General features: G+C 72.0%; 19 protein-coding genes, 1 tRNA gene and 1 pseudogene. 7 read left to right on the forward strand and 14 right to left on the reverse strand.

The features are described from left to right. Positions 1–77: 77 nt before the first annotated feature. Positions 78–449 carry an ArsR/SmtB family transcription factor gene (locus tag ACZ4Z3_RS17070; protein WP_468501737.1) on the reverse strand — a complete coding sequence of 124 codons (372 nt, stop codon included), beginning with the start codon at positions 447–449 and terminating at the stop codon, positions 78–80. A gap of 234 nt (positions 450–683) precedes the next feature. Then, on the reverse strand, positions 684–1,058 hold the full coding sequence (locus ACZ4Z3_RS17075; RefSeq protein WP_390946613.1) for a hypothetical protein: 375 nt from the start codon (positions 1,056–1,058) through the stop codon (positions 684–686). Positions 1,059–1,303: 245 nt separating this feature from the next. Here ACZ4Z3_RS17075 and ACZ4Z3_RS17080 point away from each other — a divergent pair, with 245 nt between their 5' ends. Further along, a complete protein-coding gene (locus ACZ4Z3_RS17080) occupies positions 1,304–1,489 on the forward strand; it encodes a keywimysin-related RiPP (RefSeq protein ID WP_468501935.1) in 186 nt (61 codons plus the stop codon). 111 nt (positions 1,490–1,600) lie between these two features. Beyond that, entirely contained in the window at positions 1,601–3,574 is a 1,974-nt protein-coding gene (locus tag ACZ4Z3_RS17085; protein ID WP_468501738.1) for an APC family permease, read from the forward strand. Positions 3,575–3,637: 63 nt separating this feature from the next. On the opposite strand, the gene ACZ4Z3_RS17090 is transcribed toward ACZ4Z3_RS17085, so the two are convergent. From ACZ4Z3_RS17090 to ACZ4Z3_RS17105, 4 genes are all read right to left on the reverse strand, one after another. Further along, positions 3,638–4,480, reverse strand: a complete 843-nt coding sequence (locus ACZ4Z3_RS17090; RefSeq protein ID WP_468501936.1) for an RNA polymerase sigma factor SigF — start codon at positions 4,478–4,480, stop codon at positions 3,638–3,640. Positions 4,481–4,633: 153 nt separating this feature from the next. Continuing rightward, a complete protein-coding gene (locus ACZ4Z3_RS17095; RefSeq protein ID WP_468501739.1) occupies positions 4,634–6,217 on the reverse strand; it encodes an FMN-binding glutamate synthase family protein in 1,584 nt (527 codons plus the stop codon). Beyond that, positions 6,214–7,449, reverse strand: coding sequence for a PP2C family protein-serine/threonine phosphatase (locus ACZ4Z3_RS17100; protein WP_468501740.1), 1,236 nt, complete (start codon positions 7,447–7,449; stop codon positions 6,214–6,216). Before ACZ4Z3_RS17100 ends, ACZ4Z3_RS17095 begins: the two co-directional genes overlap by 4 nt. 118 nt (positions 7,450–7,567) lie before the next feature. Then, positions 7,568–8,014, reverse strand: coding sequence for an ATP-binding protein (locus ACZ4Z3_RS17105; protein ID WP_468501741.1), 447 nt, complete (start codon positions 8,012–8,014; stop codon positions 7,568–7,570). 212 nt (positions 8,015–8,226) lie between these two features. Between ACZ4Z3_RS17105 and ACZ4Z3_RS17110 the strand changes: the two genes are divergently transcribed. Continuing rightward, entirely contained in the window at positions 8,227–8,589 is a 363-nt protein-coding gene (locus ACZ4Z3_RS17110; RefSeq protein WP_468501742.1) for an STAS domain-containing protein, read from the forward strand. Between the two features lie 37 nt (positions 8,590–8,626). Here ACZ4Z3_RS17110 and ACZ4Z3_RS17115 read toward each other — a convergent pair whose 3' ends face one another. Then, complete coding sequence (locus ACZ4Z3_RS17115) at positions 8,627–9,469, reverse strand: class I SAM-dependent methyltransferase (RefSeq protein ID WP_468501743.1); 843 nt, start codon at positions 9,467–9,469, stop codon at positions 8,627–8,629. Positions 9,470–9,668: 199 nt separating this feature from the next. On the opposite strand from ACZ4Z3_RS17115, the gene ACZ4Z3_RS17120 reads away from it, so the two are divergent. The 3 genes and pseudogenes from ACZ4Z3_RS17120 to ACZ4Z3_RS17130 form a co-directional block, all read left to right on the forward strand. Then, positions 9,669–9,740 (forward strand) — tRNA-Pro (locus ACZ4Z3_RS17120). Positions 9,741–9,743: 3 nt separating this feature from the next. Continuing rightward, a complete protein-coding gene (locus ACZ4Z3_RS17125) occupies positions 9,744–12,104 on the forward strand; it encodes a hypothetical protein (protein WP_468501744.1) in 2,361 nt (786 codons plus the stop codon). A 127-nt stretch (positions 12,105–12,231) separates the two neighbouring features. Then, a pseudogene (locus ACZ4Z3_RS17130) lies at positions 12,232–12,402 on the forward strand (ricin-type beta-trefoil lectin domain protein); the annotation flags it as partial. A 48-nt stretch (positions 12,403–12,450) separates the two neighbouring features. Here ACZ4Z3_RS17130 and yicI read toward each other — a convergent pair. The 6 genes from yicI to ACZ4Z3_RS17160 all read right to left on the reverse strand — a co-directional run bounded on the left by yicI (position 12,451) and on the right by ACZ4Z3_RS17160 (position 19,216). Further along, the gene (gene yicI, locus ACZ4Z3_RS17135) at positions 12,451–14,745 is read right to left on the reverse strand and encodes an alpha-xylosidase (protein ID WP_468501745.1); all 2,295 of its coding nucleotides are present in this window, start codon (positions 14,743–14,745) and stop codon (positions 12,451–12,453) included. Continuing rightward, positions 14,742–16,166, reverse strand: coding sequence for a GH1 family beta-glucosidase (locus ACZ4Z3_RS17140; protein ID WP_468501746.1), 1,425 nt, complete (start codon positions 16,164–16,166; stop codon positions 14,742–14,744). The genes yicI and ACZ4Z3_RS17140 overlap by 4 nt, the downstream gene beginning before the upstream one ends. Beyond that, positions 16,163–16,510, reverse strand: a complete 348-nt coding sequence (locus ACZ4Z3_RS17145) for a carbohydrate-binding protein (protein ID WP_468501747.1) — start codon at positions 16,508–16,510, stop codon at positions 16,163–16,165. The genes ACZ4Z3_RS17140 and ACZ4Z3_RS17145 overlap by 4 nt, the downstream gene beginning before the upstream one ends. 240 nt (positions 16,511–16,750) lie before the next feature. Further along, positions 16,751–17,800 carry a LacI family DNA-binding transcriptional regulator gene (locus ACZ4Z3_RS17150; protein WP_468501748.1) on the reverse strand — a complete coding sequence of 350 codons (1,050 nt, stop codon included), beginning with the start codon at positions 17,798–17,800 and terminating at the stop codon, positions 16,751–16,753. Between the two features lie 130 nt (positions 17,801–17,930). Next, positions 17,931–18,860 (reverse strand): anti-sigma factor RsbA family regulatory protein, encoded by a 930-nt coding sequence (locus ACZ4Z3_RS17155; RefSeq protein WP_468501749.1) that lies wholly within the window; start codon positions 18,858–18,860, stop codon positions 17,931–17,933. Then, positions 18,857–19,216, reverse strand: coding sequence for an STAS domain-containing protein (locus tag ACZ4Z3_RS17160; RefSeq protein ID WP_468501750.1), 360 nt, complete (start codon positions 19,214–19,216; stop codon positions 18,857–18,859). The genes ACZ4Z3_RS17155 and ACZ4Z3_RS17160 overlap by 4 nt, the downstream gene beginning before the upstream one ends. 230 nt (positions 19,217–19,446) lie before the next feature. On the opposite strand from ACZ4Z3_RS17160, the gene ACZ4Z3_RS17165 reads away from it, so the two are divergent. Continuing rightward, entirely contained in the window at positions 19,447–20,394 is a 948-nt protein-coding gene (locus tag ACZ4Z3_RS17165; RefSeq protein ID WP_468501751.1) for a hypothetical protein, read from the forward strand. A gap of 84 nt (positions 20,395–20,478) precedes the next feature. On the opposite strand, the gene ACZ4Z3_RS17170 is transcribed toward ACZ4Z3_RS17165, so the two are convergent. Further along, complete coding sequence (locus ACZ4Z3_RS17170; RefSeq protein ID WP_468501937.1) at positions 20,479–22,860, reverse strand: SpoIIE family protein phosphatase; 2,382 nt, start codon at positions 22,858–22,860, stop codon at positions 20,479–20,481. Positions 22,861–22,941: the final 81 nt, after the last annotated feature.

Genomic DNA, 22,941 nt, shown 5'->3' on the forward strand with positions numbered 1-22,941 from the left:
GACGCGATGTCGCCCGGTCGGGGCCTGTCGGACCGGGTCGGGGCTCGCGCAGGGGCTCGCCCGGGTCGCACGTCGGGTCACGCGCGCGGGTCGGCTCCGCCCGGTGTGAGAGCCGGCTGGAAGTCCGCCTGCTGGAGTTCCGCGAGCAACTCGCTCTGACCTGCGAGCAATTCGGTCAGGATGCGGCGAGCGGCGCGCAGCAGGTCGGCCACGTCGCCGCCGGCGAGCGCGTAGCTGACCGTGGAGCCCTCCCGGATGGAGACGACGATCCCCGAACGGCGCAGGACACCCAGTTGCTGGGACAGGCTGGATGGTTCGATCTCGATCTCACTGAGCAGGTCGCGCACGGCGAGCGGGCCGCTCTGCAGCAGTTCCAGAACCCGGATGCGCACCGGGTGTCCGAGCATGCGGAAGAACTCGGCCTTGGCCTGGTAGAGGGGGACCTGCATGGGAATCGCTCGCTCCCTGCCGTGTTCGACGGGCTTTCTCTGGGCTTTCTCTGGGCTTTCTCTCGGCGTCGGCCCAGATGCCACCACGGACGGCTCGACGGGGGCCGGCGCCGTGTGCTGCGCCAATCCTCGCTGATCCGGCCCCGCACACCCATGGCATTGACCTGATCTGGATATTCCCAGTTGAAGAAGTCTTCAAGTCATGGGCATGCGAGGGCGCGCATCACGGCATCGCTATACGTGGAGATCCGCTCCGACGCGCTTGAGTTGATGGCGGGCCATGGCGAGGTTCGACTTGCCCTTGTCGAGCACGAGGTAGAGGAACAGACCGTTGCCGCTGCGGCCCTTGAGCGGCTGGATGATGTGGTACTGGCTGCCGAGCGTGATCAGCATGTCCTCGATCTCGCCCGTGAGCCCCAGGTGCTCCATGGTGCGGGTCTTGGCGCGGATCACATCCGTGTTGCCCGCCGCCGCGACGGTCAGGTCGAGGTCCTTCCCACCCCCGAGCGTGCCCAGCGCCATCCCGCTCGTGTAGTCGACCAGCGCGGTCCCCAAGGCGCCTTCGATCGACGTCATGATCTCCTTCAGCGAGATCTCCACATTGCTCATCCCGACATCTCCTCCCCATCACGGTGCGGACCGGGCATCGCCCTCTCCGCCGGTGCAAGGACCCTATGAAGTGTCCGCGCCGGACAGCGCTGATGTTCGGTTGTCGTACGGTACTGACCACGTGAGCCGTGAATTGCCGGATGCCGCATCGCTTTTGACCGGTCACGCGCGGAAGTCCGGTGCCCTTGTCGATCTGGGGTCCCAGGGATTTCTCACGGGAAACGGCACACGTCCCTGAGGCGTGACTGAAGGCTCACGAGGCACCGACGCTCGTCCGACTCGGCCCGTTCCGGAAGGAGACGGGGCTCCTCGGACGCTCCGGCGACGACCGGCTGATCCTGGACCGGGGGTCAGATGCTCCGGCCGGGCGCGGCCCGGGAGGGCGTCGACCGCACGCGGACCATCCCGCGCACTCCTTAACGCGGTCTTGACGCCACCCTGCCCCATTTGCCATGGCCTTGGAATCACTCCCTGCTTACGCTGATGCGGCGGTCTTCCGATGGCCGGAACTGTTCGTATCACCGCACGTCTGGAGTTCCCTCATGGCTGCCACGGAGGCCACCCGTCCCACCCGCCTGCGCGCGTGGATGCTGGAGGGCCTGTCCGACATGGGCAAGGGCGGCGACCACACCGCACCGCACCCCGAGCCTGAGCCGGGGCCCGGATCCGGGTCCGCGCACCGGGGTCAACCCTGGTGGCGGGTGATGTGCCTGACCGGCGTCGACTACTTCTCCACGCTCGGCTACCAGCCCGGCATCGCGGCGCTGGCAGCCGGGCTGCTCTCCCCCGTGGCGACCGTCGTCCTGGTGATCGTCACCCTGGCCGGGGCGCTCCCCGTGTACCGGCGGGTGGCCGAAGAGAGCCCCCACGGCGAGGGTTCCATCGCCATGCTGGAACGTCTGCTGACCTTCTGGAAGGGCAAGCTGTTCGTCCTGACCCTGCTGGGGTTCGCGGCGACCGACTTCCTGATCACGATTACCCTGTCGGCGGCGGACGCCTCGACGCACCTGGTCGAGAACCCCCACCTGGCCGACGCCCTGCACGACAAGCAGGTCCTGATCACGCTCGTGCTCATCGCCCTGCTCGGCGCGGTGTTCCTCAAGGGCTTCCTGGAGGCCATCGGCGTGGCGGTGGCACTGGTGGCCGTCTATCTGGCACTGAACGCGGTGGTCGTGGTGACCGGCCTGTGGCATGTCACCACCGAGGGCCATGTCGTCACGGACTGGTCGACCGCACTCACCGCCCAACACGGCAACCTCTTCGTCATGATCGGTGTGGCGCTGATCGTCTTCCCGAAGCTCGCGCTCGGCCTCTCCGGCTTCGAGACCGGCGTCGCGGTCATGCCGCATGTGCAGGGCGACCCGGGCGACACGGAGGCGAACCCGAAGGGACGGATCCGGGACACCAAGCGGCTGCTGACGGCCGCCGCCGTGATCATGAGTGTCTTCCTGATCTGCACGAGCTTCATCACCACCCTGCTCATCCCGGAGAAGGAGTTCGAGCCGGGCGGCAGCGCCAACGGGCGCGCGCTGGCCTATCTCGCGCACGACTACCTGGGCAACACCTTCGGCACGGCCTACGACATCTCCACCATCGCCATCCTCTGGTTCGCGGGCGCCTCCGCCATGGCAGGCCTGCTCAACCTGATGCCGCGCTACCTCCCCCGGTACGGCATGGCCCCGCACTGGGCCCGCGCCGTCCGACCCATGGTGATCGTCTTCACCCTGGTCGGCTTCCTGGTCACCTGGATCTTCGACGCGGACGTCGACGCCCAGGGCGGCGCGTACGCGACCGGCGTCCTGGTCCTCATCTCCTCCGCGGCGATCGCGGTGACCATCGCGGCCCGCAAGGCGGGCCAGCGCAACTGGACGATCGCCTTCGCGGTCATCTCGGTCGTCTTCCTCTACACCACCGTGCTGAACGTCGTCGAACGCCCCGACGGTGTGAAGATCGGCGCCTGCTTCATCGCGGGCATCGTCCTCGTCTCCCTCCTGTCCCGGCTGGCCCGCGCCTTCGAACTGCGCGTGACGAGCGTGGAACTGGACGACGTGGCGGAGCGCTTCGTACGGGACATCGCCCACCGCAGGATCCGCTTCGTCGCCAACGAGCCCGACAGCCGGGACAGTACCGAGTACCGGGAGAAGATCGAGCAGATCCGTCACGACAACGACGTGCCCCTGGCCGAGGACGTCGTCTTCGTGGAGGTCACGGTGACGGACCCCTCGGAGTTCGAGGCGGGCCTCACCGTCCGGGGCGAGGTGCTGCACGGCCGTTACCGGGTGCTGACGCTGGAGTCCTCCTCGGTGCCGAACGCCTTGGCCGCGCTGCTCCTGCACGTCCGCGACACGACCGGGGGCATACCCCACATCTACTTCGAGTGGACGGAGGGCACCCCCTTCGCCAACTTCCTCCGGTTCTTCCTCTTCGGCCAGGGCGAGGTCGCCCCGGTCACGCGCGAGGTCCTCCGCGAGGCGGAACCTGACCGGGCCCGGCGCCCCCGCGTCCACGTGGGCTGACACCGGCCCATGCGGAGGGGCGGTCGCGTCGGCGCGACCGCCCCCGGGTGCCGGGCTCAGACGTCAGGCGCCGGTGAGCATGCCTTCGCGCAGGCGGGTCAGGAGGCGGGAGATGAGTCGGGAGACCTGCATCTGGGAGATGCCGAGGCGCTCGCCGATCTCGGCCTGGGTGAGTTCCTCCACGAACCGCCAGTGGATGATCTTGCGATGGCGTTCGTCGAGTTCGGCGATCATCGGGGCGAGGGCGTGGAAGTCCTCGATCAGACCGAACGCGGCGTCCTCGTCCCCGATGAAGTCGGCCAGCGCGGACTCGCCGTCCTCGCTGCCGGTGATCGCCGCGTCCAGGGAGGCCGACTTGTAGCCGTTGGCGGCCAGCCGGGCCTCCACGACCTCGTCCTCCGGCAGGCTCATCAGCTCGGAGAGCTCCTTCGTCGTCGGGGTCCGGCCGAGGCGGCTCTGCAGCTCCTCGTTGGCGCGGGCGAGCTGCGCACGGGCCTCCTGGAGCCTGCGGGGCACATGGACGGCCCAGGAGGTGTCCCGGAAGAACCGCTTGATCTCGCCGACGATGTAGGGGACGGCGAAGGAGGTGAACTCGACCTCGCGGGACAGCTCGAACCGGTCGATCGCCTTGATCAGTCCGATCATGCCGACCTGGACGATGTCCTCCATCTCCTCCGGCCCGCGGCTGCGGAAACGACCGGCCGCGAAGCGGACGAGGGACATGTTCATCTCGATCAGTGTGTTCCTGGCGTACTGGTACTCGGGGGTGCCCTCCTCCAGTACCGCCAGCTGGTCGAAGAAGAGCTTCGACAGCTCACGTGCGTCCTTCGGTGCGACCTTGGAAGGGTCCGCGATCTCCGGAACGTCCGCCGTCCGTCCAGTGGTCTGTACGGCCGTCGCCATCATCCGCCCCTCCCAGTCGATCGACCTCGTCCACGCCGGCCCTTCGTCCGGCAAGCACGCGCATACCCCGGCCTCCGACACGCATTCCTCCGACCTCGGAATTTTTTTCTCGGTCCCGTGCGGAGGGGGGACCCGCGGGACGGCGGGCCCTCCAGGTCAGACGGTGAAGCGGTCCGGGTCCGCGGCCCGCCAGTCGGCCGCCCACGAGGCGGGCGGCTCGGCCAGCAGCTGTCCCGGCGCGAGCCACTCGTACAGCTCCGCGTAGGACCGCTCGGTGCAGGTGTCGACGCGTCGGCGGAGCATGTGCGGGCGCAGCTGACGCGGGTCGGTGACCCCCATGGCCGCCATGATCTGCAGGGCGCCGGCCACGGTGGCCTCCTGGTAGCGCCGGACGCGCGCCGTCTTGTCGGTCACGTCGAGGGCGCGGGCCCGGCGGGGGTCCTGGGTCGTGACGCCCGTGGGGCAGGTGTTGGTGTGGCACCGCTGTGCCTGGATGCATCCGACGGCGAACATCATCGCCCGCGCGGCGTTGCCGTAGTCCGCGCCCTGGACCATGCGTTTGACCAGGTCGGTGCCGGTGGCGATCTTGCCGCTCGCGCCGACCCTGACCCGGTCCCGCAGGCCCACCCCCACGAGGGCGTTGTGCACGGTGTGCAGGCCCTCCGTCAGGGGGGTGCCGACATGGTCGACGAACTCCAGGGGCGCCGCGCCGGTCCCGCCCTCGGCGCCGTCGACCACGATGAAGTCGGGTGCCGTGCCCTCCTCCAGCATGGCCTTGCACACGGCCAGGAACTGCCGTCGTGAACCCACGCACAGTTTGAACCCGGCGGGCTTGCCCCCGGACAGCTCCCGCATACGGGCGATGAAGCGCACCAGTTCACGTGGCGTGGAGAACACCCGGTGGTACGGCGGTGAGACGACCGTCCGTCCCTCGGGCACGTCGCGGACCCGGGCGATCTCGGCGTTCACCTTGGCGCCCGGCAGCACGCCGCCGATACCGGGCTTGGCGCCCTGCGACAGCTTCAGGGACACGCACTTGACGTGGTCGTGAGCGGCCTTGTCGGCGAACTCGGCGGCGTCGAAACCGCCGTCCTCGGTGCGGCATGCGAAGTAGCCGGTGCCGATCTCCCAGACGAGGTCGCCACCCGGACGCAGGTGGTACTCGGACAGGCCGCCCTCACCGGTGTCGTGGGCGAACCCGCCCGCCGCCGCGCCCCCGTTGAGCGCGAGGACCGCGTTGGCGGACAGCGAGCCGAAGCTCATCGCCGACACGTTGAGCAGGGCCATGTCGTACGGGCGGCCGCACTCGGGACCGCCGATCCGTACGCGCGGCGGGTCGTCCGGCACCGGGCACGGCGCCATCGACGGGACCAGGGACTCGTGGCCCGGCCGGTACACGTCGCGTTCGGTGCCGAACGGCTCCTCCGCGTCGGTTCCCTTGGCCCGCTCGTAGACGATGCTGCGGACGTCCCGGTCGAAGGGGCGGCCGTCGAAGTTCCGCTCGACGAAGTACTGCTGGAGTTCCGGGCGTATGCGCTCCAGGAGGTAGCGGGCGTGGCCGAGGACGGGGTAGTTGCGCAGCACGGAGTGCCGGCGTTGGGTGAGATCCCAAGCGCCCAGGACGCCTGTGCAGGTGAGCGGGAGCGCGGCGATCCACCAGTCGGGCGAGGTCGCTACCGCCGCCGCCGAGGCCAGGCAGGCGGCCATCAGGGTCAGTACGACGATTCCGAGACGTGTCACGTCTGCCGCGTTGCCCGGTCGTCGGCTGCCATGCGCGCGGCCGGGCGGGAAGTGGTCGTTCCGGGTGCGGGGCGGCGGCGGTTGCCGTGCCAGTCGAGCACCAGGACCGTGGCGTCGTCCGTGAGGTTGCCCCGGCAGGCGTCGAAGACGGCGCCGGTCAGCCGGCGTACGACTTCTCTCGGATGGAGGGCGCGGGTCTCGTGGAGGAGGGCGACGAGGTCGACGGCCGCGGCGCCGCGGTCCTGCATGCCGTCGGTGAGCAGGATCAGCCGGTCCTTCGGGCGCAGGCGCAGCTCCTGGGCGCGGTAGGGGATGGGCGCGGCGACGCCGAACGGCAGGTTCACGGCGAGTGGGACCTCCTCGACGGCGCCGTCGCGCAGCCGCAGGGGCCAGGGATGGCCGGCGTTGACCAGTTCGCAGACGCCCGTGTCGAGGTCGACGCAGAGCAACTGGCCCGTCGCCAGGCCGCAGTTGTGGCGCAGCAGTGCCTGGTGGGCCTGTTCCGCCTGTTTGACGGCGTCGCAGCCGCCGCGACGCGCCCGCCGGAGAGCGCCGATCAGCAGGGTGGCCAGCAGGGCGGAGTCCGTGTCGTGGCCCATGGCGTCGGTGATGGACAGATGCAGCGTGTCGCGGTCGAGGGTGTAGTCGTAGGTGTCGCCGCCGATGTCGTCGGCCGGGACCAGCCCGGCGGCGAGGGTGAACTGGTCGGCCTCGCAGCAGGGCGCCGAGGGAAGCAGTTGGTGCTGGATCTCGGCGGCGAGGCTGGTCTCGGTGGTGCGCCGGCCCAGGTGGTAGAGATCGGTGAAGCGGCGGTCCGTGACGATGATGTAGGCGAGCGCGTGGGCCGCGTCGCGTACCTGGCGCAGCGCGGTGTCGTCGGCGGACTGGAGGGTCGCCTCCAGCAGGCCGATGCAGTCGCCGCGGTTGGTGACCGGCGTGACGACGCGCAGTCCGTCCTGGCCGTCCGGCTCCACATGTTGGCGCTGGCCGCGGAGCACGCCGTCGTAGACGCTGCCGTGCAGGGCGATCGGCTCGGCGCGGTCCGTGGTGTCACCGCCGGGCGCGGCGAGACGTACCAGCCGCTGACCGATGAGGTCGGCGAAGAGGAAGGAGACCCGCTGCGCACCGAACCGCTTCTGCAGATCACGGGCGACCACGTCGACGGACTCCCCGGGCGGGGCCGCCTCCGCGGCGGCCAGCAGCTCGCCCAGTTCCAGATCTCCACGCTCCACGACAACCTCCCGTCGGTTGCCGCAACTTTTTCCCCGAGTTCCCGCGACATCACCCGATGTGCGACACGGCACGCGGCCCGAGGACCCGACGCGGCGCCGGATTCGCCCGGATTCTCCTCTACGGAGTGTGACGGCCGGTGACGTCCACGGCGGGGTCGTCGGACAGGGCGATGCGGACGGTGATGCGCTTGCCGACCGGTTCGCGCCGCGCCTCGAAGCCGTGCGCGACGGCCATGACGATCTCCAGGCCGTGCTGCCCGACCCGGCCCGGGTCGGCGGCCCGGGCCACCGGGAGGACGGGATCGCTGTCCCAGACGGCCACCTCGACCATCGCGCCGGAGACACGCAGCTCCATCAGCACCGGGCCGGGGGCGTATTTGCGCGCGTTGGTGACGAGTTCGCTGACCACCAGCTGGGTCAGTTCCATCGCCCGAGCGGACACCGGCACGCCGTGCTCGACCTGGACACGGGTGAGGAAGTCGGCGGCGCTGTGCCGCGCCTCGGCGATGCAGGACCCGTCGCCGTCCAGGGCGACGGTGTCCTGGATCGGAGCGACATCGGGCATCACACCGCCCTCGCCGTCAGGAACTGATTCCGCCGGGTCCACTTTGATCCCCCGTTCACCTGCCTGCGCGTACCCCGCACCATCACTCACATGCTCCCTGAGACCGACCCAGGCATTGAACACCCGTTCGCCGTACCATCGTGGCAGGCTGTCGAAGTACATCCTGTCCGAACCCGAGCAGCCACCCACCACAGCAGTCGAGGACACGAGCGGTGACAGACACCCATGGAGCAGCCCGTCCCGGCCGGCTGTCGATCGGTCTCACCTCCGTCGACGGCGTCCGGGTGGTGACGCTGCGCGGCGAGATCGACCATACGGTCAAGGAGCGGTTCACCGAAGCCCTGCTGCCCGACGGGGACGCGGGCGCCCGGACCGTGGTCGATCTCAGCGAGGTGACCTTCATGGACTCCAGCGGCGTCAACGTCCTCGTCGCCGCCCACCACGAGGTGAGCGGCGCACAGGGCTGGCTCCGTATCGCCGGCGCCCGTGATCCGGTGCGGCGGCTCCTGCACCTGGTCGCCCTGGACCAGGTCATCGCCTGTCACCCCACCGTCGAGGAGGCCCTCGCGGCCTGAGTGGCGGGGCGGGGGCAGCCGACGGGGAAGGCGCTCGCTACCGCGAGCCTCCCTCCGGTCCCCGGCCGTTCCCGGGCTTCCACCCCCAGGCGGTCAGCATGCCGGCCGAGAGCGCGGCGCATTCCTCGGAGGCCAGGTAGCGGACCGCCTCGTCGACGGCCGTGGCGTCGACGAGACCCGTGGCGAGCATCGCGGCCCTGCTCCGCTCCCAGGTGTTCGCCCAGAAGCGACTGATGGGGCTGCCCGGAAGCAGGGGCGGCACATGGATCTCGGCGGCCACGGGCCCGAGCCCCGCCGCCCGCAGCAGGTGCGGGTACGACGGCACCCGGGAGACATCGGTCCCGATAGTGGCCCGCAGCCCCTGCCACATCGCCCGCATCACCCGGTCGTAGGGGGTGTCGGGCGTCCGGTCGCCGGTCGGGTCGACCGCGTCGCTGAGGACCAGCACGCCGCCGGGTTCGACGAGGTCGGCCAACGCCGTGATCAGGCGGTCGCGCTCGGGCAGGTGCATCAGCACGAAGCGCGCGTGGACGAGCCGGAACCGGCCGGACACGAAGTCGGGGGCGGTGATGTCGGCCTCCCGCACGTCGAGTCCCGGGACGGTACGGGCGCCGAGGAAACGGACGTCGCGGTCCACGGCGAGCACGCTCGCCACCCCGGCCTCCTCCAGGAGCCGCCGGGACACCGTGCCCGTGCCCGCGCCGACGTCCAGGCAGCGCCAGCCGGGGCCGACGCCGAGCGCCCGCAGCCGCGCCATGGTGATGTCGTCGTAGGCCAGCGCGCCGAAGTCGATGCGCTCGCCCTCGCCCGCCTGCCCCGGAGAGAAGACGGCCTCGCCGTAGCGGCCTGCGCCCGACAGGGGGTCGTCGATGGGTTCCATGGTGCCGGGCCCCTTCGCACGGGAGGTGAGGACGTGCGGCCGTACCGAGGCCGCCGGTGCACCGATCCTCACCGGGCGGCGGCGTGCACAGCCGAGGCGCGCCCGCGCATGGGCCGATCGGACCTGGACGGTACCGGCCGAGTACCGCACGGAAATCAGTTGTACGGCGTGCGGGTCGGCGTCTAGGTTCTGCGGTCATCGACGTGTAGCTCAGCAGCAGAGCACCGGGCTCGGGCCCCGGAGGGCGCGGGGGCGGAACCCGCCACGTCGGCTCATGAACGACAACGCTGAGCAGCAGCACCCCACCGCGGCGCCGTCCTATGCGGCGGCCCAGCTGGCCAGGGCCTTCACCACCCGGCTGGCCCACGAGGACGCCGACACCCGGCGCCGGGCCGAAGTGCGCGGTCAGCGCTGGCGGCAGGTCCTCGCGGGGATGGCCTCGGGCCGGCTGACGATCGGTTCCCGCACCCCGGTCGCCGACCTCCCCGCCTGGGCGACCCCCGAGGTCGTGCGGGGCGGCTTCGCGACCGGGACCGCGAGCGCGGGCGGCCCCCTCCAGCCGTACGAGATCGAGGCCGCGCGGAGCCTCGGGGTGCCCGCCGAGCGGCGCGCGCTGTTCGCCCACTGCCTCACCGAGCCCGGACTGGCCTGGCTGTGGGCCCTGTTGGACAGCGGCCACTACGAGATCGGCGTCCCCGAGGAGGCGGCGCTGCTCACCGTGGCGTGGCTGGTGCGGCACGAGGAAGTGGACGCGGCTCTCGACCTCGCGGCGGAACTGGAACCGTTCGCCGGCCGACTGCGGTTCCTGCCCCGCCCGGCGGACGCCCCCGCGCCGGACGCCGCCACGGCGGTCCACCGGTACACCGTCTCCGACACCGTCGACACCCTGATCCGACGGCGGCCCAACGCGGCCGTCGAGACCCAGCGCGAGGCGCTCGCCGTGTGGCAGCCGTTCGGCGACGAACTCCTCGTCCACTGGCTGCGCACCGCACGGGACGGCCGGGTCCTCGAACTCGTCCCGGACGACGACTGGCTGGCGGACGGCACGATGCTGCTCGGCCGCTACCGGCGGCTCGCCGCGGAGCACACCCGCTGCACCAAGCACCGCGACCCCAAGTCGAACCTGGGCATTCTGCGGGGCGCGCTGGAGGAGGTCGTCGCCGGTCGGCCGCTGGACGCGCGCCGGCTCGGTCTGCTGCGGCACGCGGTGGAGTCGATGGTGCGGCGACGCGGTCTGCCCGGGTCCGCGGCGCACACGGCGCTGCGCCGGGGCCAGGCCGCGCAGGCGGCCCTCCCCTCCCACCACGCCCTGGCCCAGCTGATGCTGCGCCGCCTCGCCGTACTCCCCCAGGACACCGGTGTCACCGATGTCGCCCCGCTCCTGCGCGCGGTGACCGAGGAGGAGGCCCGGGAGACGGGGCTGCCCGTCGGCGCCGCCGTGCCGCCCGTGATCGGCCGGGTCGTCGAGTCCGCGCTGAGCGCGCCGATCGGCACCCTCGTGGAGCGGGGCGTGGTCCCGTCGGCCGAGGTACTGGCCGAACTGGTACCGCAGTTGGTCGCCGCGACCACCGCGCGGTCGTACCGGGACGAGGCGCTGCGGGCGCTGATGACGGCGCACTACCGGGCGTTCCGCAACCGCCGCTCCCTGCTGCTGCTCAACCTGGAGCGGCAGGTGCGCGTGGAGGAACTGCCTTGGGTACGGGCGGTGTCGGGGCAGCGGTCCGCCGTGCTGGGCAGGGCCGACGGCGAGGGCGCGCTCACCGTGCTGCGGCAGCTGGGCGAACTGGCCGTGCAGGCGTTCCCGGGGACCCTGCTGCCCAACCCGCTGGTCCGTGAGCTGGGTGAGCTGGGACGCCGGTGCGACCTGGGCGCCCCGTTCGTGGAGGAGCTGGCGGCGGACATCTTCATGGGCGCGTTCAGCCCGAAGTTCCTCACGGCGGCGCGGATCGCGGGCGACCTGCTCGGCGGGGGCTCACTGTACGAGCGCTACTACGGCATCGACTACGCGGCGATCCGCGATCTGGCGATCGCGGAGGCCGGCGCGGCGCCGGCCCACTCGTCCGGCGCCCGTACGTCTCCCGGTTTCGCGCGCCTGTGCGCCGAGCGCGCGGGGACACCGTCCGGGTTCTGGTCGGTCGCCGCGAACGGCACGGTGATCGAGCAGGCGCAGATCCTCACCACGCACAACCTGGCCACGCTGGTCGGGCCGGCGCGCATCACCCCGCAGCCGGGCTGGGCCGACCTGGCACGGCGGTGCTTCGTGACGGTGTGCCGGCTGACAGCGCGCGTCCACCACAACCCGCGCCCCCTTGGCACCCTCAAGGACGCGGCGTACGCCTGGCGCCAGATGCTGTTCCACCTGTCCCTCTGCCCGCCCGGAGAGCAGCGGCGGATCATCGCCGGGCTGGACGAGGAGACGGCCCGTCACCCCGCCCATGTCGCGGCCCGGTTGGCGCCGGCCCTGGCGGGACTGACCCTGATCGCGGAGGGCGGCGCCTTCGACGCCGGCGGAACAGCGGACGACGGACGGGCCCGACGCCTGCTGGGGTGGAGCACCGACGGTCATTGGATGCGAAACCAGCCCCCTACACAGGATGTCAATGAGTCAGCTGGCGACGGAACAGGGCATGGTTAGCCACGGTTGGACTCAGCCATCCTCAACTTCCCTGTATTCGTGGGATGTCATGCACGTAACCACGTGGTATCTATACGTCCCATGAGACGCTGAGGAACCCGGCTCCCGCGCCCGCCCGGGTGGAGTGTGGTCCGCGTACACCGACGGCACCCTGCGCTCCCTGGGCAAGTGCCTCGACGTCTGCGGCAGCGGGACGGCCGACGGCACCCAGCTCCACCTGTGGGACTGCCACGGCGGCAGCAACCAGAAGTGGACCACGTTGGCCGCGGCTGACCTTCCGTGGCACCGGCCGGACCGGGGTGGCGTGCGCCCGGCACGCCACCCCGCCTCATCCGGACCGGATTCCTCAGGGCCCGTGGTGGTCCGCGCCGGGAACCCCGACCGTCGCGGGCCCCCCGGTGGTGCTGAGGAGGGCGCCGTCGGGGCCGCCGGTGCGCAGGTGCCAGGGGTGCGGACTGTCGGTGGTGACGTGGTACCGGTCGCCGTCCCGGCGTACGTGGAAGCGTGCCGTCTCCCCGGGGCCGTCGGGGCGCGGGATCACCACGGTGCGTTCGGCGCCGTCGGCGAAGGCGTGGACACGCAGTTCGACGCCGTCCGCCCAGGCCGAGACGGGCCGTTGGTCGTCGGCGGCGAAGGGGACGACCGAGTCGGGGCGGGCGAGCAGCGGCAGGGTGTGGAAGTCGTGCCGCTCCCGCACCCAGCGCGGGCCGGTGACACGGGCGCCGGTCAGGATGTTGGTCCAGGTGCCCTCGGGGACGTAGTACTCGACCGTGCCGTCGTCGGTGAGGACCGGGGCCACGAGCAGGTCGCCGCCCAGCATGTACTGGCGGTCGAGGAAGGCGGCGGTGGGGTCGTCGGGGAACTCCAGCACCATGGCCCGCATCACCGGGACCCCCGTGGTGTGGGCCTGTCGGGCGGCCTGCTGGAGGTACGGGGCGAGGCGGTGCTTGAGGAGGGTGAACGCGCGGGTGACCTCGACGGCCTCCTCTCCGTAGTCCCAAGGCACGCGGTACGACTTGCTGCCGTGCAGCCGGCTGTGCGAGGAGAGCAGGCCGAACTGCACCCAGCGCTTGAAGACGGCGGGCGTGGGGGTGCCCTCGAAGCCGCCGATGTCGTGGCTCCAGAAGCCGAACCCGGACAGGCCGAGGGACAGCCCGCCGCGCAGTGACTCGGCCATGGCGTTGAAGTGGGACTCGCAGTCGCCGCCCCAGTGCACCGGGTACTGCTGGCCGCCGACGGTGGCGGAGCGGGCGAAGACCAACGCCTCGCCCTCGCCGCGCACCTCCCGCAGCAGCTCGAAGACGGCCCGGTTGTACAGGTGGGTGTAGGAGTTGTGCATGCCGTCCGGGTCGGAGCCGTCGTGCCAGACCACGTCGGTGGGGACGCGCTCGCCGAAGTCGGTCTTGAAGCAGTCGACGCCCTGGTCCAGCAGGCCGCGCAGCTTGCCGGTGTACCAGTCGCGGGCGGCGGGGTTCGTGAAGTCGACCAGGGCCATGCCCGGCTGCCACAGGTCCCACTGCCACACACTGCCGTCGGGCCGCCGTACGAGGTGGCCCGCGCGCATGCCCTCCTCGAACAGCGGCGACTTCTGGGCGATGTAGGGGTTGATCCAGGCGGAGACCCGCAGCCCCCGCTCCTTGAGCCGGGCCAGCATGCCCGCCGGGTCGGGGAAGGTCTCGGGGTCCCAGTCGAAGTCGCACCACTGGTGGCCGCGCATCCAGAAGCAGTCGAAGTGGAAGACGCTCAAGGGAATGCCGCGCTCGGCCATGCCGTCGATGAAGCCGTTCACGGTGGCCTCGTCGTAGTCGGTGGTGAACGACGTCGACAGCCACAGGCCCAGCGCCCAGGCCGGGGGCAGCGCGGGACGGCCGGTGAGCGCGGTGTAGCGCTCCAGGACCTCCTTGGGTGTCGGTCCGTGGACCACGAAGTACTCCAGCGTGTGGTCCTCGACGCTGAACTGCACCTGGCCCACCGTCTCCGAGGCGATCTCGTAGCTCACCCTGCCGGGATGGTTGACGAGGACGCCGTACCCGCGGTTCGTCAGATGGAAGGGGATGTTCTTGTACGCCTGTTCGCTGTTGGTGCCGCCGTCCGCCTGCCAGATGTCCACCGCCTGGCCGTTCTTGACGAACGGGGTGAACCGCTCCCCCAGCCCGTACACCAGCTCCCCCACCCCGAGGGCCAGTTGACCGACCATGTGGTGGCGGCCCTCGGCGTCGGTGACGAAGCCCGTGCCCCGCTCGCCCACGGAGGTCAGCGTCCGTCCCCCGGCAGTGAAGTCCAGCCTCCAGGGTCCCGAGGTGTCCACGCGCAGCGTCAGCTCCCCGGAGACGAGCTCCAGCAACGTGCCGTCCCGCCGGACCTTGCCGGCGCCCTCCTCGGCGCCGGGCAGCGCGAACCGCGGGCCACGGCGCACCGATCCGGCGTGGTGGGTGGCCCGTACGCCGATCACCCCTTCGGCGGGCGACCAGCACTCGACGGTCAGCAGGGGGCTGTTGAGCGTGTCGCCGCGCCCGCGGACGTGTCTCACCGGGGCGTAGAGGGTCATCCGGTGCTCGTCGACGTGGACGTCCGAGATCTCGGTGGCGTGGCGCGCGGTGTGGCCCGGGCGCATCAGCCAGTAGCCGTCGGTGAACTTCATCGTGCGGTGTCCTCCGTCCGCGCGCGGTGCGCGGCGATCAGGGCCCGGTACCAGTGGTAACTGTCCTTGGGCGTGCGGGTGAGGGTGTCGTAGTCGACGCGGACCAGGCCGAAGCGCTGGTCGTAGCCGCGCGCCCACTCGAAGTTGTCCAGCAGGGACCAGACGTAGTAGCCGCGTACGTCCGCCCCTGCGGCGACAGCGTCGGCCACGGCCCGGAGGTGGTCGGCGAGGTAGCCGATCCGTTCGCCGTCGTGGACCTGGCCGTCCGGTGCGACCGTGTCGGCCTCGGCGGAGCCGTTCTCGGTGATCCACACCGGCGGCAACCCCGGATAACGGGAGGGCAGTTCGCGGAGCAGTTCGGTGAACGCGGCCGGAACGACCGGCCAGCCCATGGTGGTGTGCCGGGTGCCGTACGGATCCAGCTCCACCACGCCGATGTCCACGGCGGTGCGCCGCTCGGGATCGGGTTCGCGGTGCGGTGCGGCGGCCACGGTGAGGGGCCGGTAGAAGTTGAGGCCGACGAAGTCGAGCGGTGCGCCGATCAGTTCGAGGTCGCCGGGCAGGCGCCACGGGCCGTCGGCGGTGCCGGGCGGCCAGGTGTCGGCCTCATGGGCGGGGTAGCGGCCGGCGAAGAGGGGCTCGGTCCAGATGTCGTTGTGGAGGGTCTCGGCGCGGCGGCGGGCGGCGAGGTCCTCGGCCCGGTCGGATGCGGCGTGGACACGGTCGAGGTTGAGGGCGATGCCGATGTTCCCGGCGCCCGCCTCGCGCAGGGCGCGGACCGCGAGACCGTGGCCGACGAGCAGATGGTGGGCGGCGGCCAGCGCGCCGGTGCCCTCCTGGGTGCCGGGCGCGTGCCGGCCCTCCGCGTGGCCGACGAACGCGGAGCAGTACGGCTCGTTGAGGGTCATCCAGCGTTCCACCCGGTCGCCGTACCGCGCGCCGACGACGGCCGCGTACTCGGCGAACGCCTCGGCGGTGCGGCGGACCCGCCAGCCGTGGCCCGGCGCGCCTCCGTCGGGTGGTGTCTCCAGGGCCTGCGGGAGGTCCCAGTGGTAGAGGGTGACGGCGGGTGCGACGTCGGCGGCCAGCAGGTCGTCGATGAGCCGGTCGTAGAAGTCCAGGCCCTTGGCGTTGACCCGGCCCGTGCCCTCGGGCAGGACGCGCGGCCAGGCGATCGAGAAGCGGTAGCTGTCGACGCCGAGGTCGCGCAGCAGGGCCACGTCCTCGCGGTGGCGGTGGTAGTGGTCGGCGGCGATGTCGCCGGTGGCGCCGTCGAGGGTGCGGCCCGGGGTGTGGCTGAAGGTGTCCCAGATGGAGGGACCCCGGCCGTCCTCGTCATGGGCGCCCTCGATCTGGTAGGCGGCCGTGGCGGCCCCGAACCGGAAACCGGCGGGGAGCGAGAGGAAGGGAGGCGCGCTCATGCGGCGGCCCCCTCACCCTCGCCCTGCCGGGCCGGGAGCACGCCGTCGGGTCCGTCGCCCGGCGGGTCGAGGCGGAAGGACGCCGGCCGGAAGGCGCCGCACAGGGTGAACAGGAGGTCGTGGACACCGTCGTACCGTTCCGGCGTCCCGGAGGAGACGGTCGTCCAGGTGTGGCGGTGGCCGGTGACCGGTACCGCGATCTCCGTCAGCAGCCGTTCTCGGACCAGGGCGAGCCGCTCGTCGAGCGTGAGCCGCTCCAGCAGGTCGTCTACGCGTTGGGCGAGCGTGAGCGCGGGATCGCGGAACGGCGGCCGGTCGGCCGTGGGCTGGACGGGAGAGCTCACAGGTTCTGACTCCTCAGTTCGCTGGACGCGAGGACCGATTGTCGAAGCGCATCGACGCTGCCATTGCCTGTGATGAGCTGTCAATTCCCGGAGCACCAGAAAGTTTCCCATTGTCAGATCTCTGATTTCGCGAGAGATCCGTTATTTCCTAGCCGGTTCGAGTGAAGCGCTTCGACAGCCCGGCTGAGGGAAGGTTCCGCTGCCATGAGCCGGAGTGCAACCGCCGTCCCGCGGCCCGGCTCACTGCTCCTTCGGTGGGGCCGTGCTCTCCCGGAGGGTCAGGGTGGTGGCTAGCTCCAGTCCGACCTGCGGCACTTCCTCACCGCGGCCGAGGGCGAGCGCCAGTTCCGTGGCGGCCGTCGCCATCTCGGCGAGGGGCTGGTGGACGGTGGTCAGGGGCGGATCCATCCATGCCACGGCCGGTACGTCGTCGAAGCCCACCACGCTGAGATCGTCCGGGACGCGCAACCCGAGTTCACGGGCGGCCTGGTAGACACCGACCGCCTGCATGTCGTTCGCGGTGAACACGGCGGTGGGCCGGTCGGGCCGGGACAGCAACTCCCGTGCGGCCGCGTACCCGTGCTCACGGGTGAGCTGGGTCTTGACCACCAGGCGGGGTTCCGCCGGCAGGCCGGCCTCCGCGAGAGCGGACGTGTAGCCGGACAGCCGGGCGAGGCAGAAGGCGTGGTCGGGTCCGCTGATCATCGCGATGCGCCGGTGTCCGAGTCCGATGAGGTGCCGGGTCGCCGCCTGACCGCCCCTCCAGTTGGTGGCTCCCACGAACGGGACGTCGTCGGGCAGCTCGTCGATCGGGTCGACGACGACGAACGGAATGCCCCGCGCCCTCAGTTGCTCGCGCTCCGCCTCGGAGAGCTGCGCCACCGACAGGACGCACCGGGGGCGTCGGCCGACCGTGTCGTCGATGGTCATGCCGGAGGTGTCATGGAGCCCGAACTCCGACACCAGCACGCCGATCCGGTTCTTCCGGGCCACCCGTTCGACGCCGCGAATGATCTCCACGGCCCACATGCTCTCCAGTTCGCGGAACACCAGCTCCACCAGATTGCTGCGGTTCTTGGGAGGCTTGCGGTAGCCGTGCTGGTGGATCAGCTGCTCCACGCGGGCCCGTGTCTCGTCCGACACCCCGGACCGGCCGTTGAGCACCTTCGACACGGTGGGTACGGAGACGCCCGCCGACTCGGCGATGTACGCGATCGTCACCGATGCGGGTCCCTCGCCGCGCTGCCCGTGGTCCTCCGTCGAAGGTCGTCCCGCTCGGTTGTCCGGCACGGTCGCGCTCTCCCCTCCCCTGGCCTCTGCCCCGCCATTCTGGCACCTCGCGCCGGGGCGCCGGTGATCGTCCGGCGCGCGGCGGCCGCGCCCCGCCGGCGGCCGGTGGTCAGCGGTCAGCGGTCAGCGGTCAGCGGTCGAGGTAGAAGCGGACGGTGGTGCCGTCGGGCGCCGTGTGGAGGCGGACCAGGTCGGTGATGTGGTGGACCAGCAGCAGACCCCGTCCGCCCAGTTGGTCGCGTGCCGGGGGCCTGCGGCCGGCCAGGGGGTCGGTCAGCAGCCCGAGGTCGTGGACCTCGCAGACGATCTGCTCGTCCTCGGCCCAGATCCTCAGCGTCCCCGATCCACCGCCGTGCACCACCGAGTTGGTGGTCAGCTCCGCGACCGCCAGCGCCAGATCCTGCACCCGCGCCTCCGCCAGGCCCAGCCGGCGGGCCTCCCGCACCGCGAACGCGCGAACCCACGGCAGCGCTTCCGCGTCGAACGGCAGGGCCGCCGCGCCGGGCGGGCCGGCGAGGGGCTCGTTGTAGCGGGCGACGATCTGCTCGGGAGCGTAGGCGGCGCTGGGCCGTTCTCCCCCGGAGTCGATGACGACGGGGTGCGTGGCGTGGGCGTCGGCGAGCACCGCCGGGGTCAGGGCCTCCTCGTCGTACGGGCAGAGAATCGTCACTTCACGGCCCTGGAAGGCCGCGTTGATGAGGGCCTCGTGCTGGACGCACGCCGGGTACTCCGCCGCCGAGCGGCCGGCCCAGATCGGCTCCCCGATGATCCTCACCCGGCCGCCCGGGTGGGCGTCGGCGAAGGCGCGCAGGACGCCGGGGATGATCCGCCCGGGGTTGCGGCCCGCCCGCGTCATGTCGAGGAACTCGACCCCGGCGGCGTCGGCGCCCAGCCCGGCCTCGATGAGGGCGAGGCGGGGGCCGGGGACGGCGACCGCGACGGCCTCCCCGGCGGCCAGACCGTCCCGCAGGAACGGCACGGTGCCCGTCAGGTACTGCTCCTCACCGCGGTAGAACAGCGCCGGGTGCACGAAGGGTCCGCTGTCGGCAGCCACGGTCATCGCTCCGCCACCTCGATCGCCGCGAGGTCGGGCCAGAACAGGTCGAGGATGCGCGTCAGCTCCGGCGGCGGACGGTGCACGACGATACGGCCGGTGGTCAGTCGCTGCGCGGTGACCGCCAGCACCGCCGCGCCGCCCACGTCGATGGACATCAGCCCCGACAGCTCCACGTGGGAGACGTCGCCATGGGTGCTCGCCACCTTCTTCAGGGCCTGTTCCCAGGATGAACGGGTGATCACGTTGATCTCTCCAGCGGCACGGATACCGGGGCGGCCGGACAGCGAACGGATCTCCAGCGCGGCGTCCCCGGGCCCCGGCGCCCGGACCCTCCCCTCCTCGCCGTCGGCGGCATCCACGTTCCCTCCCTGTGCCGGGTACCGGGGGACGACGCTCCCCCGTGTCGCCGCTCACCGCGTCCCCGGAAACGACGGACCTGAAGACACGTCATCGTATAACCCGCCGGTGGACCGGACCTGATTGCGTGTCCGGCGTTTACGAGTGGGCTTTCGGGACAGTCCAGTGCCTGTCATGGACACAGGGGTTCGAGCGCCCGGTGGGGCGGTCGACCGACGGAGGGGGAACAACCGTGCTCACCCACGCAGGACGGTGGCGCCGCTTACTCGGCGCCCTGACGGGCGTGACCGTCGCCCTCGGGCTCACCGCGGGGGCGGCGCAGCCCGCCGCGGCGGCCGGCGGTACGCCCAGGGCCGTGACCGCCTACCGCCACACCAGCGAGGCCGGTGACTGGATCGGGCAGGGCTCCGCCGTCGCGTACACCCCGTCCACGGCGAGCATCACCGTCGAGGGCGCGCTGGAGGTCGTACGGTTCCGGGTCGAGAACGACAGCGCGTGGTGGGACGTGGTGCTCGCCGCCCCGCACGGCGAGAAGCTGCACCCCGGCGTCTACCGCGACGCGGAGCGGGCGCACTCCGCGACGGGCCGGGCTCCCGGCCTCGACGTGAGCGGACAGCACCGCGGCTGCAACGTGGTGTACGGGCAGTTCGCCATCCACCAGATCGAGGCCGACGCCTCGGGGGACATCACCCTGCTGGACGCCGCCTACACCCAGCGCTGCGAGGCCCGGGACGCCCCCGCGCTCAAGGGTGTCGTCAAGTACCGCGCGTACCCGCTGTCGTTCACCTACGCCAGCGAGCCCGGCGACTACCCCGGCCAGGGCCGCTCGGGCACCCACACCGGGGCCACGAGCATCTTCGCGCTGCGGGAGTGGGGCGTCGGCGGACTGTCGTGGGACGCGTCCGGCAAACGGGAGTCGTGGTCGGCGCTGCTCGTCCCGCCCACCGGCGAACGCTTCGAGGCGGGGCGCACCTACCGGACCGAACGCGGCAGCGGTCCCGGCGTCGCCGGCCTCGACGTGTCGGGCTTCGGCGGCTGCAACCGCAGCCACGGCACCCTGACCCTCACCAAGCTGGCCCGGGACGCCGACGGCACGGTCACCGCGTTCGCCGCCACGTTCGAACAGCACTGCGAGGGAGCCGAGCCCGCACTGCGCGGGACGATCCACTACTACGCCTGACCGCACGGCACGGCGCGGACCCGCGGGGCACCCCCGGGTCCGCGCCGCCGGCGCCGGGCCCCGAGGGCCCGGCGCGTCGCACGTTCAGTCCACCCGTACACCCACGATGCAGGTGTCGTCGTCCGTGTCCGACTTGCTGTAGGTGAGCAGGCGGTCCAGTTGCTGGTCGAGGGTGGGCGGGACCGTGCTCGCGGCCGTCAGCAGCTGGGCCAGCGACTCCTCCACAGAACGGTCACGGCGTTCGATCAGACCGTCCGTGTACATCAACAAGGTGTCGTCGACGGCCAGTTGGAGTTCGTGCTCCTCGTACGTCGCCTCCGGCACGGCGCCGAGCAGCAGGCCCTTGACCAGGGGCAGCGGTGCCGCCTCGCCGTCGCGCACCAGGACGGGCGGCAGATGGCCGGCCCGTGCCCAGCGCAGGGTGCGGACCTCGGGGTCGTACAGGCCGCAGACCGCCGTGGCGGTGACGGCGCCGTTGAGGTGGTGGGCCACCATGTTGAGCCAGGACAGCAGCTGGGCGGGTCCCGCTCCCGTCACGGCGAGGCCGCGCAGCGCGTTGCGCAGGACGACCATGCTGGTGGCCGCCTCGATGCCGTGTCCGGCGACGTCCCCCACGCACAGCAGCACCAGCCGGGACGGCAGCACGACCGCGTCGTACCAGTCGCCGCCGACCAGGTTCTGCGTCTCCGCGGGCCGGTAGCGGACGGCCACCCGCAGTCCGGGGGCCTCCAGGGGGGCCTGCGCGGGGGGCATGATCGCGTGCTGGAGCTGCAGGGTCAGCCGGTCGCGTTCGCTCGCCTGCTGCTCGGTGTGGGCGAGCTGGTCACGGGTCGCGGCGAGGGCGACCTCCGTCCAGTGGTGGGCGGAGATGTCCTGGTAGGCGCCCCGTACGACGAACAGTCGGCCGTCGGAGTCGAGGACCGGTTCGGCCACCACGCGGATGTGCCGGGTGACACCGTCGGGCCGCTGGAGCCGGAACGCCGTGGACGCGGGGCGGCGGTGGTGCAGCAGGGTGCGCAGGAACCTGCCGATGGCGACGGCGTCGTCGGGGTGGGCGTGGGCGGGCAGTTCCTCCAGCGGGACCGGACCGGCGGAGACCGGCTTGCCGTAGAGGCTGTAGAGCTGGCCGTTCCAGGTGATCTCGCCGGTGAGGAGGTTCTCCTCGAAGCCGCCGATGCGGCCGAGGCGCTGGGCGTGCTGGAGCAGACTCGCCAGGCGCGCCGTCTCGTCCTCTATCCGCCAGATGAGCAGGACGCTGCCCCCGTGGCGGCTGATGTTGACATCGGCGACCGCGGCCAGCGGCACGTCGTCCACGAGGGCGGTGAGCCGCATGCGGTGGGCGCGGAACGGCTCGCCCGTGGCGTAGACCCGTTCGACCTGGCCGAAGAGTTCGCTGTCCCCGGCGGCCATCGGGTAGGCCTCCAGCAGCAGCGCCCCGTTGACGACGCCGCGGGGCCGGCCCGCCGGGTCGAGGAAGCGCCGGTTGACGTGGTGGATGCGGAAGTCGACCAGTTCCCCGTCGGCGTCCAGGTGCGGGACGAGCACCAGGGCGGGGTCGTGGAGGCCGTCGGCCAGGTCCATCAGCTCGGCGACGGCCGGCAGGACGCCGGGCCGGGTGTCGCCGTCGGGCCGGCGCGGGACGTACGTCTCCAGCGTGTGTGCGCACAGCTCGGCCAGGGCCTCCACCTGCCGGACGATCTGCGGGGGCTGGGGCTCCAGCGGTGTGGGCCAGACGATCTCCAGCACACCGTGGATGCGGCCCCCGGTGCCCGCGGGGAGGGCGACGCGGCCCCCGTCGGGGTGGTGGTGCTGGCCGATGGACGGCAGCCCGGTCTTCGACAGACAGCCGATCCACTGGCCCGTCCGCTCGCCGAGTCCGCGGCGTGCCACGGTCGCCACGCCCGGCGGCACATACCGCCAGCGACCGGCCTCCGCCGCCGAGAACCCGGCGCTGCCCGCCAGGGTGAGGGAACCGTCGGCGTCCAGCGCCCAGATGGCGACGGCCTCCGCGCCGAGCGGGGTCAGGGCGTGTTCGAGCAGGGAGTCGGCCACGGCCTGCGCGTCGTCCGCGGCCAGCGCCCCGCTCTCGGCGGTCCGCAGCCGTACGGCGAAGGAGTCGCGCCCCGCGTCGGTGGTGTCGCCGCGGTGCGCGGTGGTCGCGAGGAACGCGGTCGTCACCTCCGAGAGCCGGTCGCGCGAGGCCTGGTTGATGACCTCGACGGCGAACTCCAGGGGGGTCACGCCCGCCTGTTCGGTCAGCTCGGCGAGCTGCCGTGCCGCCTGGGCCGGCCCGCAGTGGAGGCGTTCGACGAGGATGCCCTTGGCCAGCTCGACCAGGGCGCGGCCGTCGGCTTCCGCCTGGGCGGCCTGCACCTCGCGGCGCAGGCGCTCGACGGTCGCGGCGAGCCGTCCGACCGGGGAGGGCTGTCCTGTGCCGTCCTCGTCGTCCGGGCCGGTGACGGCCACCGCGTCACCGCCCGGAACCCGGCCGTCGGGGGTCCGGGCGACGGCCGTCCCGGCGGCCGGGCCGGTGGCGAGCAGATCGGT

Source organism: Streptomyces sp. NPDC030296, from assembly GCF_055572815.1.